The following is a 13,625-nucleotide window of genomic DNA, read 5'->3' as shown; positions in this document are numbered from 1 at the left end:
ATTGCTTGTTCATTTCATGATAAAATCAATTATAGAAGCTATTCTAAAGTCAAGGTATAGAAGGTGAGAAGGGGGGCTGGAAAATGAAGTTGAATTCTAATCAGAGCCACGAGCAAGGGGATGATAATCATCTCAGTCAGTTAGCTTCAGTAGGTCAAATAGCTGCTGGAATTGCCCATGAAGTAAAGAATCCATTAACAGCCGTGAAGGGGTTTTTGCAATTACTACAGAGGGAAAAGCCCCATCAGTATATTGATATTGCCCAATCAGAGCTGGAAAGTGCTCTCGCTATTCTTAATAATCTTCTACAGGTTTCTAAACCGGATTTGGAAAATGAAGACTATCAAACTCTCAAGTTATCGGTAGAAATTGAAGCTATTTTAAATCTTTTCTTAGATAAAATGTATGACATTGAAATGATTACCGAATTTAAACATCCTGATGCTCTAATTTATGGGAAGAAAAACCAATTAAAAAGAGCTTTTTTTAATCTGATCAAAAATGCCATAGAGTCTATTGACGGCAAAGGGACTGTGACAGTTATCCAAGATATAGAAGATAAGGATGTTGTCATTACAATAAAAGATACAGGGGTAGGTATTCCTAAGGAGAAATTAACTTTACTTGGAACACCTTTCTTTACAACGAAAGAACAGGGGACGGGGATGGGCCTTGCTCAAGTGTTTTCAGTTATTTATCAACATGAGGGCAAGATTAGTGTTGAGAGTAAAGAAAAGGTCGGGACAACATTTACCATCAAAATGCCGCTCAATAAAAAGGTTAGAAAAAGGGGGATTAAAAGATTGGAATTAAATTATAAGGAGAATTTTTCTATAAAGGACTTTTTTCTTGAGAACCGTGACCATTTTGAAGACAAATTACTTTCAGAAGCGATCAACGTTAAAGATAAAGTTGAAGAGATACATAGTATAGGGAATATCAACCTTTTAAATAATGCGCATAAACTCGTTTTATTCGTGGTCGAAGAGCGTGAGCATGAATTAATCTCTTTTGCGAAACAAGAAGGGATTGCTTGGGCAAAGTATTCCTTAACACTGGCTTTTAAACTGGAGTGGATTCAGGCGGTGCGGAGAACGCTTTGGGTCTTCTTATATAATTATGAGGTGCTTAAAGGAACGGAAGCAGATAGAGATGAACTGTTTGCCATGGAAAAACAAATTAATGAGCTCATCGATCAATTTCTCACACACTTTTTTATTAGCTACTCAAAATTTAAAGATGGATTACTCGAAGAGCAGCGTAAAATGGTTGAGAATCTCTCTGTTCCGATTATTCCTATTAATAAGGAAATTTGCATACTGCCTTTAATTGGGGCCATTGATAACGAAAGAATTTCCTTTATTCTTGATAAGGTATTGTTCGAAATTGAAAAACAGCATATTCAAACGTTAATTATTGATCTTTCGGGAGTGACCCCTATAGATCAGGAGATAGCAGAACAATTAATGAAGATTACTGAAGGAACTTTATTAATGGGATGCCGTTCTATCCTGACGGGATTGCGTGCAGATATTGTCAAAGGATTAGTCAAATTCGGTGGAAATTATTATAGTCACGCCGAGTTTAAAGGGACGCTGCAGCTGGCACTAAATGAAGTTGGATTTAAGCAAGATTAACTCACTGGCGGAATTCCGTCTTGAGATCTTAAAATGAAGTTAATAGAGAGAACCCAGGTGTAATCCATTATATCTGGGTTCATGCTCTGCATAAATAGGGTCCATTAAAGAATGGATTTGACAGTGGGAGCATGAGGTGATATATTTATCTCGAATTAAAGATAATTTAATTAAGAATATATAGCTGGGAATGGGTTACAAAACTTATTATAACCAATAATGATCAATAGATTGTATGTTAATGGGAGGCGTTCAAATGAACGAGTTGAAAGGGATACACCATGTTACAGCGATTACGAGCAGTGCTGAAAAGAATTATGAATTTTTCACTTTTGTATTAGGGATGCGCTTAGTCAAGAAAACGGTTAACCAAGACGATATCCAAACCTATCATTTATTTTTTGCTGATGATACAGGAAGTCCTGGGACGGATATGACTTTCTTCGACTTTCCAGGTATCCCTAAAGGGGTACACGGAACCAATGAAATAGCGAAAACATCTTTTCGTGTGCCAAGCGATGCTGCCTTAGAGTATTGGGTCAAACGCTTTGATCGACTAGAGGTTAAGCATACAGGGATTAAAGAACAGTTTGGAAAAAAGACCCTTTCTTTTGTCGATTTTGATGATCAACAGTATCAGCTTATTTCGGATGAGTTAAATGAGGGTGTGGTGGCAGGAACCCCGTGGCAGAAAGGCCCCATCCCATTAGACTATGCTATTACAGGTTTAGGTCCAATTTTCGTGCGTATATCTCAGTTTGATTATTTTAAAGAAATGATGGAGAAAGTTTTATTATTTAAGGAAATGGCTAAAGAAGGTTCATTCCATTTATTTGAAGTTGGTGAGGGCGGGAATGGTGCTCAGGTCATTGTTGAACATAATGTCGTCCTTCCACAGGCCCAACAAGGCTACGGGACTGTTCATCATACCGCTTTCCGTGTGGAAGATCGAGCAGCCTTAAATGAGTGGATTGAGAGGATGCCAAGTTTTGGTTTCCAAACCTCGGGCTATGTGGATCGTCATTTCTTTGAATCATTATATGTCAGAGTGGCGCCATATATCCTATTTGAATTCGCGACAGACGGGCCTGGATTTATGGGTGATGAGCCTTATGAAACCCTTGGAGAAAAATTATCTTTACCGCCATTCTTGGAGCCAAAGCGAGAAGAAATTGAAAGCTTAGTTCGACCTATTGATACGGTAAGAAGTACGATTGATTTTGTAAAGGAATAGAAAAAATAGCATTATGCCTAGGTGCTCGGATGTTCCTCCAAAAAAGGGAGGCCTGGGCACTTTTTTAATACCATTAGAATTCCTGAGTGGACGACCTTATAAGTGCAACTTTGGTCAATCACTATTTAAAGGATTGGGACAACCTTAGTGTATGAGTACAAAACCTTGAACATCAGGCTGTGCTTAGTGAAGGGGTGAAGTGCAAGGGAAGTTTTCTATTATTTTTTTGTTTTTCGGATGTAAACCTTTTCTTTGTTTGCAGCACACGTGGTAATATAGATTTATAGAATGTATATCTATTAAACGGAAAAGAGGGGTATTGATGAAAAATATAAAGATTGGTCAGGGTGCCATTAACGCTTCAGAGATTTCATTGGGGTGTATGAGGATTTCTGATATGTCAAAAAAGGAAGCGTCTACACTTATTCATACAGCATTAGAAGAGGGGATCAACTTCTTTGATCATGCGGATATCTACGGAGGTGGGAGGTCTGAGGAAGTTTTTGCAGAGGCAGTGGATATGAGTCCGAGCATCCGTGAAAAGTTTATTTTACAAACAAAATGTGGGATTAGACAAGGCTTTTTTGACTTTTCTAAGGATCATATTTTAGAGGCTGTTGACGGTAGCTTGAAGCGTCTAAAAACGGATTACATAGATGTACTTTTATTGCATCGACCGGACGCTCTTGTTGAACCTGAAGAAGTGGCAGAGGCTTTCACTCTTTTACAGGAAAGCGGTAAGGTTAAATATTTTGGGGTCAGTAACCAAAACCCTATGCAGATAGAATTGCTTAGAAAATATGTCAAACAAGATCTTATGATTAATCAACTTCAATTGAGTATTACCAATACAACGATGATCGACGCTGGACTTAATGTTAATATGGAAATTGAACCTTCTGTAAATAGAGACGGGAGTATACTCGATTATTGCCGGCTTAATGACATCACGATTCAAGCTTGGTCACCTTTCCAGTATGGGTTCTTTGAAGGGGTCTTTTTAGATAATGATAAGTTCCCAGAGCTCAATGCTAAGATTGATGAACTATCTGAAAAATATGGGGTTGCCAATACAGCAATTGCTATTGCTTGGATTCTTCGTCATCCTGCCCGCATTCAACCGATCCTTGGAACAACAAATGTTCAACGTGTCAAAGATATTTGTAAAGCTTCAGACGTTCATCTTACCCGTGAAGAATGGTACGAAATTTATAGAGCTGCTGGAAATAAACTACCGTAATGCCTCACACATGATAACGTTCACCAAAGGGTGTTTCAAAAGTTTAACTTTTGGAGCACCTTTTGGGTTTTAGAAGGAGAAGAAAAGCTATGGTTTTCCTAATGCCGGGGTGCCCAAAGGATAATGGATACACCGAGTAAACAAATTAACGCACCGATCCAATCATAGAGATCAGGCGTTTTTTTATCGATAGCCCAGCCCCATAAAACAGCAAGAATAATAAAGACACCACCGTAAGCGGCATACACTCTGCCAAAGGAGGGGAATTTTTGTAAGGTTGGAATAATGCCGTAACCGATGAGAATTAAAGCCCCAATCACCCCAAACCAAAGGGGTCTCGACTCTCTTAACCACAACCACACTAAGTAGCCACCGCCGATCTCGGCAAATCCAGCAAAGATGAATAAAGCAATAGCATAGAACATGACAAAGCTCCCTTATCGAATGCTTAATCTTCACTAAATGACACAAACAGATGTCATAGACTATAAAAATTTTAGCATAAATACAATGGCTTGCGGCATCTGGATTTTTGAAGTGCGATATCGGGTACATTCCTTCGGCTTTATAGCCTTTTATCTTCTTGGGATGACGCGGAACAAGGGGCAAATCTTTCAAAGTGCGTTTGCTGTTTTTAATGGGAGTGGGCGAGTATGATTGACTCCAATATGTCGACAGCCTTGAAGACTTCACTTGATGTGGTCTTAACTCCTAAGGAAATTCTGATAAATTCTAACGCTTCATTTTCGCTTCTTCCAAGCGCTCTCATTGTTTTTGAAGGTAGTGATTGCCCTGCTTTACACGCCGCACCAGTTGAAAGGGCTAATCCTCGCCGATTACATTCCAACATGACCAGTTGTCCCTCTAATCCTAGAACTCTCAGGGGAAGAATAGAGGGTAAATGGTGAGGTGATTCTCCAGTGTCACACCCTTCAATAACCACAGGCAGTGCCCTTCGTCTCACTTCACGAACAAATGAATGTTTTAATTCTTCCATTCTTTTATATTCAATATCCATATATTTCACGATGTCCATTGCTGCAGTAATGAAAGCAGCAATGCCAGGTGTATTGATTGTCCCTTGGCGAAAGCCATGTTCATGACTAACGTGAGAAAGAAACGGTTGCCAGTGAATAGAAGGATCAATATAACAAGCGCCGACACCCTTTGGGCCATAGATTTTATGACTGGAGATGGATAAGCTCGTGATTTTTGCCTTTTTCACATCGATAGGGCGCTTTCCGAAAGACTGGACGGCATCCGTATGAAAAAGAATGTGGTGTTCGGCGAGAAGCTGTCCTATCTCCTCTATAGGTTGGATCACGCCGATTTCGTTATTCACGTGACCGATAGAGACTAAGATGGTGTCCTCGCGTATAGCATTTTGCAAATCTCCTAAATCAATCCTTCCGTCTTTATTAACAGGAAGATAAGTACAGGTAAAACCTTCTGATTCTAGCAATTGGATCGCGCTATCAATAGAGGGATGCTCTATTTTGGTGGTAATTAAATGTTTCCCTTTGTAGTGATGGGCTCTGGCTAAAGAAGTAATTGCGAGCAAGCTACTTTCTGAACCGCCACTTGTGAAATAAATACCGCTAGAATGAGCGTTTAAACAGCGTGCAAGTTCAAGGCGTGTCGCTTCTAATAGCTGGTGTGCCTCCGTACCAAAATCATGCGGACTCATTGTATTCCCATAAAAATTTCTCGAGGCTTTGATATAAGCTTCTAATGCTTGTTCAGACATTGGAGTGGTTGCTGCGTAGTCAAGATACATCATGAAAATCACCGTCTTCCAAATTAATCTCTTGTCATCCATTTAAATGTATGTAAATATATATGTCAAGACACATGTAAATAGAGGTGTTTTACACATGGACGTGAAAGTTCAAGATGTCTTGATTATTGGTAGTGGATTAGCGGGTTTAATGGCTGCAGAATGCTTAACCCAAAATAAAAGCGTGACAATCCTGTCCAAATCCTCTTGGAAACGCAGCAATTCTTATTTCGCACAAGGGGGGATAGCGGGTGCAATAGATAGTGAGGATACATGGGACCAACACGTCGAGGACACGGTTAGCGCTGGCTGCTATTTTAATAATAGGGACGTGACAGAAGCTTTTCTAAAAAATGCCCCAAAGACAATACAACGTTTGATAGATATGGGTGTTCCTTTTGACCGCAATGCTCATGGAGAATATGCACTAGCTCAAGAAGGGGGACACCACAGGCGGAGGATTTTGCATGCGTGTGGCGATGCAACCGGGAAAGCCATTGTTGAAACGCTTAAAAGACATCTTGAGGACCATGTTTGTATAGAGGAACATGTTCAGGCTATCGATCTCATAATCAATGAGGGGCGTTGTGTGGGTGTTTTAGCTCAGTCATCGACCAGGAAGAAAATCTGTTATTACGCGACACATATCATTCTAGCAACAGGGGGAATTGGAGCGTTGTATGAGAGGACCTCTAATCCTCAAGAAGCGACTGGGGATGGCCTTGCAATGGCTTATCGAGCAGGCGCACGTCTCGTGGATATGGAATTTGTTCAATTTCATCCTACAATGCTTTATCACCATGAGCGATGTTTTGGGCTGATTTCAGAGGCTGTGAGAGGAGAGGGCGCTATACTCGTTGATTCAAAAGGCCGACCTATCATGGCTGGGCGGCATGAGCTTGAGGATTTGGCCCCAAGAAATGTTGTGTCTAAAGTCGTTTATGATCATATAAGCACTGGGGAAAAGGTATTTTTAGATATCTCAAGTATTTCTAATTTTAGACAGCGTTTTCCCACCATCACAGCGCAATGTGAAGAGGCGGGGATAATGATTGATCAAGGCTTATTACCCGTGACGCCAGGAGCCCATTTTATTATGGGTGGTATCGCTACAGATGCAGTAGGTCGGACCTCGGTTCCGGGTCTTTATGCCATCGGTGAGACCGCATGTACGGGCGTGCATGGGGCCAATCGTTTGGCCAGCAATTCATTGTTAGAAGCAGCATCTTTTGGGGAGAGGGTGGCGGCTTATATTCGATCAATCTCAGAACAACCGTCGAAAATCCCCCCCTCACTCACGATTCAGCTAAGCTCACCTTTACAAGTTTTACCTAAGCGACACATGCTCCAAAGGAAAATGATGAGCAAGGTGGGATTGGTTAGGGGTGAAGAGGATCTTCGGCAGATGGTTGATTGGCTTGAGCGGTATTGCCGGCCGGATTCTATTCCTTCAATGATGGATATGGATAGAGAGGATTATGAACGCCTTAATATGTTGACGGTCAGTTGGTTGATTGCCACTTCGGCTTTGATGCGGACGGAGAGTCGTGGGGGACATCTCCGGCGTGATTATCCTCAGGCGCTTAGACAGTGGAAAGATAAAAGAATTTATCGGGAGAGAAAAGGGTATGAACAGACTCAAACTAAAAGAGCAGTTACAAACATTTTTTCTTGAAGATATTGGTGAGGGTGATCTAACAAGCCAGTTACTTTTCGATAAAAATGAAAAAGGCGAGGGAATATTTACTGCCAAAGCAGAGGGAGTCCTATCCGGACTTGATGTCATTACAGAGGCCTATCACCTGCTTGATCCGACCATTAACGTTCACTTCCTTGTTAATGATGGTGATCAAGTGAAAAAAGGAACAGACATTGCAACCGTTGAAGGCCCTGTTCAACCTATCTTGACGGGGGAAAGGGTTATCCTTAATCTTCTGCAAAGAATGAGTGGCATTGCAACATTGACGGCACAAGCGGTTCGCTTGCTCGACAGTCAGCACACGCGCTTATGTGATACAAGGAAAACAACGCCAGGATTGCGGATGCTTGAAAAATATGCGGTGACATGTGGTGGTGGATATAATCATCGGATGGGGCTATATGACGGTATTATGATTAAAGATAACCATATCGCAAAGATGGGGAGCATAACAGCAGCAGTGAATCGACTGAAGACCACTCTTGGCCATATGGTAAAGATTGAAGTAGAGACAGAAAGTGCAGAACAAGTGAAGGAAGCTGTTGAAGCAGGTGCGGATATAATCATGTTTGATAACCGAACACCAGATGAGATCAGGGATTATGTCCCACTTGTTCCATCTCATATTACCACAGAGGCTTCTGGTGAGATTACATTGGAGCGCCTACCTGAATACGGAAAAACGGGTGTTGATTATATTTCACTTGGATTTTTGACGCATTCTGCTCAGGCGCTAGATATTAGTCTTAACTTATAAAGAACTGTTCATTTTTTCAGTCATATGAAAGTGTAAGCTATCGAGGCCATAAAGAGCTCGATAGAAAAACGTGTCTTAATGAATAAAGATTGATAGAAGTTTATCTTAATCCAACCTATCTCCTACTAATTAAGGATCAAGGTTTTATCAGAGTGGACGTTTGTCTATTTAAAAACGCGAAGCCAGAGGAGGGAATTCAATGAATGTTACAGAACTCTTGAATCATCAATCCCGGTTACCTGAAAAGTACAGAACGATGCCAACGGAAGTTATGGAGGAACGGGTGCGAGAAATTAAGGCTGATTTTGGCGAGCGCTTATTCATTCCCGGTCATCATTATCAAAAGGATGAGGTGATCCAATTCGCCGATGCAACAGGAGATTCATTGCAACTCGCACAAGTTGCAGCTAAAAATAAAGCGGCAAAATTTATTGTCTTTTGCGGCGTTCATTTTATGGCGGAAACGGCAGATATTTTAACCCCAGATGAACAAACGGTCGTGCTGCCCGATAGGCGTGCAGGGTGTTCAATGGCCGATATGGCTGATATCCATCAAACCGAACGGGCTTGGGATGTTTTTCAGGAGGCTTTTGGAAATACGATTTTGCCCTTAACTTATGTGAATTCAACAGCAGCCATTAAGGCTTTCTGTGGTGAACATGGAGGGGCAACCGTTACAAGTTCCAATGCTAAAGCGATGTTACAGTGGGCCTTTACACAGAAAGAACGGATTCTCTTTTTACCTGATCAACATTTAGGGCGAAATACAGCCGTCGAACTAGGGATTAGTTTGGAAGAAATGGTCGTCTGGGATCCAATCAAACACGCATTTGAAGGCGAAGCTGATCCTGAAAAAGTAAAAGTGATTCTTTGGAAAGGGCATTGTTCAGTACATGAAAAGTTTACGGTCGCCAATATTGAATATTTAAGAAAAAAGGATCCTGAATATCATATCATCGTTCATCCTGAGTGTAGTTATGAGGTTGTACAAGCGGCTGATCATGCAGGATCAACGAAAAGCATTATCGAGACTTTAGAAGCTGCTCCTAAAGGGTCAAAATGGGCGGTTGGCACAGAAATGAATCTTGTCAATCGTTTGCAAAAGACCATGACGGATAAAGAAATTATTTCATTGAATCCGATGATGTGTCCTTGTTTAACGATGAATCGTATCGACCTTCCACATCTTGTTTGGTCGTTGGAGCAGCTTGTGGTGGGAGAGCCGACGAATATTATTAAAGTTGATGAGCACACGGCAAACCTCGCACTTCTTGCCTTGGAGCGCATGCTTCAACGGGCATAATATCTTCGCAAAAAGTAGCCATAATCCAAATCATCCGTTTGGATTGTGGCTATTCTACTTGACTTTGATGCTGACGGTGGGTATCACCGCTCCAATCCACTTGATTCTGTTGATGTTTTTTTGTTAACCCCACTTATTTGGTGCGGGCGCAACGCTCATTTGTTAGTTACCCTCTTGATATGTGCACTATTTGTGAGTTGCGGCGGGCTTTTGTGAGTCTCTCGCTTCTTTCGTGTGAGCGCGGCTCGTCTCCGCGTTGTCGAGTCGTAATCTATATCCAACTTGTATCAAATAATGGCTTTATAATAGCTAAAAGTTTTTCCAAAAACATTAGACTTAGAAGCTGCTTTTAAGAGAATAATTCCTATCCTAATCGTTCTTTAGTGAATGAGCATGGCAACCGAGTGTTCATCGGAAGTCCTGTACCTCCTTCGGTAACATGATATAATGTTGGCTAATGAGACGAGTTTTACTATAAGATAGCCATAAAGGAAGCGCGTTCTGAGGTGATGGATGAATGGAACTCCCTATAGATTTTCAGGTAAAAATGCAGGAGTTATTAAAAGATGAATATGAAGCTTTTATCAAAAGCTATGAAGAAAGCAAAAAGCAAGGGTTAAGGGTCAACCCCTTAAAAGGATCAGTAGATGAATTTTTAGAGATTAGCCCTTTTCAATTGGAGAAGATTCCTTGGGTTCAAGAAGGCTTTTTTTATAACGAAGAGGAGCGACCGGGGAAACATCCTTTCCATGAAGCGGGCGTGTACTATATCCAAGAGCCAAGTGCTATGGCCGTTGGAGAAATGGTTGACCCGAAGCCCGGGGAAAAAGTGTTAGACTTATGTGCAGCTCCAGGGGGGAAAACAACACATCTCGCAGCAAGGATGGCCCAACAAGGCTTTTTGCTTGCTAATGAAATACACCCCTCAAGAGCGAGAATTCTTTCTCAAAATATTGAAAGGCTAGGAATCAGAAATGCTGTAGTAACCAACGAAACCCCTAAACGACTTGCCAATAGATTCCCTAGTTTCTTTGACCGGATTTTAGTGGATGCGCCTTGTTCAGGTGAAGGGATGTTTCGAAAGGATCCAGAGGCGAGGGCGGAATGGAGTCTTGAAAATGTCGTAAACTGTTCCCTGCGGCAAATTGATATTCTTAACGATGCGGCGAGCATGTTAAGACCAGGGGGACGGCTTGTCTATTCCACTTGTACGTTTTCTCCAGAAGAAAATGAAGAGGTGATTAGTCAGTTTATCAATAAAAATCCACATTTCGACATTGAGCATGTTCATGCCTATGAAGGCTTTGACCATGGGCGAATGGCGTGGGTGAATGAACCGGCAAAGCATCTAGATGAGACCTTACGCTTATGGCCGCACCATATCCAAGGGGAAGGCCATTATATAGCTGTCTTGAGAAAAAAAGAAGGAGCCGAGCCGAGCAAACGCCAATACGCCGAAACGCTAACAGATCAAAAAAAATTGAAGGATTACTTTCAGTTTGCTCAGGAAAATTTACACATAACGCCTCAGGGTCCTTTTTTATTGTTCGGTGATCACTTGTACGTGGTTCCTGAAGAGATGCTCTCGCTCAAGAATTTAAAGGTCCTTCGTCCAGGCTGGCATTTAGGAACGATGAAAAAAAATCGTTTCGAACCTTCACATGCATTAGCGCTTTCTTTAAAAAGGGAAGAAGTTAAGCATTATTTAAGTCTGAATCAGGATTCCAGAGAAGTTAGGGCCTATCTAAGAGGAGAAGCGTTGCAGGGAGCAGGGCCAAAGGGTTGGTATCTGATTGAAGTGGAAGGGTATGCGATAGGGTGGGGAAAGCTTGCTGACGGCACATTGAAAAACCACTTTCCAAAGGGGCTAAGGTGGACAGGACGTGAGTAGTCACAGGGACATTTTCTCATCCTTGATAATTAAACTCGAAACAGATAAAGCAAATGTTGTATAATAATATTTAGCGAAGGAAAAAACTCTTCAATACATCTCAATTTATCAATGAAAATATGAGTTCAACCATGGGTTGGTTTTATATTTTTGCTGAGATTTATAGATGAAAGTGAGTGTACAATAATGGGACGTAAATGGAATAATATTAAAGAAAAGAAAGCGTCTAAGGATGCTAATACAAGTCGGATCTATGCCAAGTTTGGACGCGAAATTTATGTAGCTGCTAAGCAAGGGGAACCTGATCCAGAATCTAACCAAGCCTTGAAAGTCGTTCTTGAACGGGCTAAAACCTATAGTGTACCGAAGACAATTGTCGATCGTGCGATTGAAAAGGCAAAGGGCGGCTCAGAAGAAAACTATGATGAACTCCGTTACGAAGGTTTTGGACCGAATGGCTCCATGGTTATTGTGGATACATTGACGAATAATGTGAACCGGACAGCCTCGGATGTTCGAGCGGCTTTCAGTAAAAATGGCGGCAATATGGGGGTAAACGGGTCAGTCTCCTATATGTTTGATGAAACAGCCGTCATAGGGGTTGAAGGTAAATCTGCTGATGAGGTCCTTGAGATTTTAATGGAAGCTGATGTTGATGCGCGGGATATCCTTGAAGAAGAGGATGCTGTGATCGTTTATGCAGAGCCGGATCAATTTCATGCCGTGCAAGAAGCTTTCAAGGCGGCGGGTATTACTGAGTTTACGGTGGCAGAAATCACAATGCTTGCCCAAAATGACGTGACTTTGCCAGAAGAAGCACAGACTAAATTTGAAAAGCTCATTGATGCCCTTGATGATTTAGAAGATGTCCAGCAAGTGTATCATAACGTAGATTTAGGGGAGTAAAACCTGTGGAAGGCAGACCTCATCGTGAGGTCTGCCTATTTTACACCATGGGAGAGTGCAGGCTGAAGTAGGAGGGACCAGAATGGCTGAAAAAAATGCACTATTGGAAGCATTTAGACAAACAGACTACCGCATTGCGGGTAATGGCAAGAGGACGATTCGAGTATTAAAAGAAGCCTTTCGTAACATTGAGGATGACACTGAAAGCGATATATACGGCAAGGGGAAAATCATAGAAGAGTTTCAAAATAAAATAGCGACATATCTTGGAAAGGAGACCGCAGTCTTTTTCCCAAGTGGTACGATGGCCCAACAAATTGCGTTAAGAATATGGTGCGATGAGAAGGGGAGTAAAAAGGTTGCTTATCATCCGCTTTGTCATTTAGAGATTCATGAACAAGAGGGCTTAAAGGAATTACATCATATCGAAGCTATTTTATTAGGGGATAAAGAAAGATTAATAGAATTAGAAGATATTTACGAGCTTGATGAAACAATCTCTTGTTTATTACTGGAACTTCCGCAACGTGAAATTGGCGGGCAATTGCCTCCTTATGAAACGCTTGAAGCGATAAGTGCTTATTGTCGAAAGCAAGGGATTAAGCTGCACTTAGATGGGGCGCGACTTTTTGAAATCCTCCCCTATTATCAAAAATCAGCAGCAGAAATCTGTCAGCTGTTTGATAGTGTTTATGTGTCTTTTTATAAAGGTATCGATGGGATTGCTGGAGCCATCCTGGCGGGACCAAAAGCGTTTACGGAGCAATCAAAGGTGTGGAAGCGACGTCACGGTGGCGATTTGATCAGTCTTTATCCTTATATTGTTAGCTCTGATTATTATTTCGAGCAAAGAATTGGAAAGATGGGGCAATATTATGAGGGGGCAAAGGCATTAGCTCAATTATTTAATCAGTGTCACGGCGTTTCAACGCGTCCGGTAGAGCCAGTATCGAATATGTTCCATGTTCATTTTTCCCTTCCGAAGGAAAAGGTCGAAGCTGTTTTAATAGAGGTCTATCAAGCAACTAATATTGGCTTAACGAGTTATCTTGTAGAAACGGATGAGAATCACTGTTATTATGAAGTGAGTATAGGTGACCTTTATAGCAACTTTTCAAGGGAAGCCTTAGTAGAGCTTTTTCAATTACTCGATGAAAAAATGAAAGCACAAGCGTGATCCT

11 protein-coding genes are annotated in these 13,625 nt (G+C 41.4%); 9 read left to right on the top strand and 2 right to left on the bottom strand.

Going from position 1 to position 13,625, the window contains the following annotated elements:
- Positions 1 to 83 precede the first annotated feature (83 nt).
- From IEV91_RS05885 to IEV91_RS05875, 3 genes are all read left to right on the top strand, one after another.
- On the top strand, positions 84 to 1,637 hold the full coding sequence (locus IEV91_RS05885; protein ID WP_188496484.1) for an ATP-binding protein: 1,554 nt from the start codon (positions 84 to 86) through the stop codon (positions 1,635 to 1,637).
- 256 nt (positions 1,638 to 1,893) lie between these two features.
- Positions 1,894 to 2,871, top strand: coding sequence for a ring-cleaving dioxygenase (locus IEV91_RS05880; protein WP_188496483.1), 978 nt, complete (start codon positions 1,894 to 1,896; stop codon positions 2,869 to 2,871).
- 322 nt (positions 2,872 to 3,193) lie between these two features.
- Complete coding sequence (locus tag IEV91_RS05875) at positions 3,194 to 4,111, top strand: aldo/keto reductase (RefSeq protein WP_188496482.1); 918 nt, start codon at positions 3,194 to 3,196, stop codon at positions 4,109 to 4,111.
- A 98-nt stretch (positions 4,112 to 4,209) separates the two neighbouring features.
- On the opposite strand, the gene IEV91_RS05870 is transcribed toward IEV91_RS05875, so the two are convergent.
- Together IEV91_RS05870 and IEV91_RS05865 are read right to left on the bottom strand one after the other, a co-directional pair.
- Positions 4,210 to 4,536, bottom strand: a complete 327-nt coding sequence (locus IEV91_RS05870) for a YnfA family protein (RefSeq protein ID WP_188496481.1) — start codon at positions 4,534 to 4,536, stop codon at positions 4,210 to 4,212.
- Positions 4,537 to 4,745: 209 nt separating this feature from the next.
- The gene (locus tag IEV91_RS05865) at positions 4,746 to 5,891 is read right to left on the bottom strand and encodes an IscS subfamily cysteine desulfurase (protein ID WP_188496480.1); all 1,146 of its coding nucleotides are present in this window, start codon (positions 5,889 to 5,891) and stop codon (positions 4,746 to 4,748) included.
- 94 nt (positions 5,892 to 5,985) lie between these two features.
- On the opposite strand from IEV91_RS05865, the gene nadB reads away from it, so the two are divergent.
- The 6 genes from nadB (at position 5,986) to IEV91_RS05835 (ending at position 13,621) form a co-directional block, all read left to right on the top strand.
- Complete coding sequence (gene nadB, locus IEV91_RS05860; RefSeq protein ID WP_188496479.1) at positions 5,986 to 7,563, top strand: L-aspartate oxidase; 1,578 nt, start codon at positions 5,986 to 5,988, stop codon at positions 7,561 to 7,563.
- A complete protein-coding gene (gene nadC / locus IEV91_RS05855; protein WP_188496478.1) occupies positions 7,517 to 8,344 on the top strand; it encodes a carboxylating nicotinate-nucleotide diphosphorylase in 828 nt (275 codons plus the stop codon). The genes nadB and nadC overlap by 47 nt, the downstream gene beginning before the upstream one ends.
- A gap of 199 nt (positions 8,345 to 8,543) precedes the next feature.
- Positions 8,544 to 9,647 carry a quinolinate synthase NadA gene (nadA, locus tag IEV91_RS05850; protein WP_188496477.1) on the top strand — a complete coding sequence of 368 codons (1,104 nt, stop codon included), beginning with the start codon at positions 8,544 to 8,546 and terminating at the stop codon, positions 9,645 to 9,647.
- Between the two features lie 517 nt (positions 9,648 to 10,164).
- A complete protein-coding gene (locus tag IEV91_RS05845) occupies positions 10,165 to 11,538 on the top strand; it encodes an RsmF rRNA methyltransferase first C-terminal domain-containing protein (protein ID WP_188496476.1) in 1,374 nt (457 codons plus the stop codon).
- A gap of 186 nt (positions 11,539 to 11,724) precedes the next feature.
- Positions 11,725 to 12,444, top strand: coding sequence for a YebC/PmpR family DNA-binding transcriptional regulator (locus tag IEV91_RS05840; protein WP_188496475.1), 720 nt, complete (start codon positions 11,725 to 11,727; stop codon positions 12,442 to 12,444).
- Between the two features lie 82 nt (positions 12,445 to 12,526).
- Entirely contained in the window at positions 12,527 to 13,621 is a 1,095-nt protein-coding gene (locus tag IEV91_RS05835; RefSeq protein WP_188496474.1) for a threonine aldolase family protein, read from the top strand.
- The last annotated feature ends 4 nt before the right edge of the window (positions 13,622 to 13,625 follow it).

The organism is Pullulanibacillus pueri, assembly GCF_014639255.1.
Classification (GTDB): domain Bacteria; phylum Bacillota; class Bacilli; order Bacillales; family Sporolactobacillaceae; genus Pullulanibacillus; species Pullulanibacillus pueri.
This window is presented reverse-complemented; position numbering and strand designations above follow the sequence as displayed.

What these genes read in the sequence shown, in the direction of transcription:
- IEV91_RS05845 (WP_188496476.1), top strand. Translation starts at nt 10,165, where the DNA reads ATGGAACTCCCTATAGATTTTCAGGTAAAAATGCAGGAGTTATTAAAA.
- IEV91_RS05885 (WP_188496484.1), top strand. Translation starts at nt 84, where the DNA reads ATGAAGTTGAATTCTAATCAGAGCCACGAGCAAGGGGATGATAATCAT.
- nadB (WP_188496479.1), top strand. Translation starts at nt 5,986, where the DNA reads ATGGACGTGAAAGTTCAAGATGTCTTGATTATTGGTAGTGGATTAGCG.
- nadC (WP_188496478.1), top strand. Translation starts at nt 7,517, where the DNA reads ATGAACAGACTCAAACTAAAAGAGCAGTTACAAACATTTTTTCTTGAA.
- IEV91_RS05865 (WP_188496480.1), bottom strand. Translation starts at nt 5,891, where the DNA reads ATGATGTATCTTGACTACGCAGCAACCACTCCAATGTCTGAACAAGCA.
- IEV91_RS05840 (WP_188496475.1), top strand. Translation starts at nt 11,725, where the DNA reads ATGGGACGTAAATGGAATAATATTAAAGAAAAGAAAGCGTCTAAGGAT.
- IEV91_RS05870 (WP_188496481.1), bottom strand. Translation starts at nt 4,536, where the DNA reads ATGTTCTATGCTATTGCTTTATTCATCTTTGCTGGATTTGCCGAGATC.
- IEV91_RS05835 (WP_188496474.1), top strand. Translation starts at nt 12,527, where the DNA reads ATGGCTGAAAAAAATGCACTATTGGAAGCATTTAGACAAACAGACTAC.
- IEV91_RS05880 (WP_188496483.1), top strand. Translation starts at nt 1,894, where the DNA reads ATGAACGAGTTGAAAGGGATACACCATGTTACAGCGATTACGAGCAGT.
- IEV91_RS05875 (WP_188496482.1), top strand. Translation starts at nt 3,194, where the DNA reads ATGAAAAATATAAAGATTGGTCAGGGTGCCATTAACGCTTCAGAGATT.
- nadA (WP_188496477.1), top strand. Translation starts at nt 8,544, where the DNA reads ATGAATGTTACAGAACTCTTGAATCATCAATCCCGGTTACCTGAAAAG.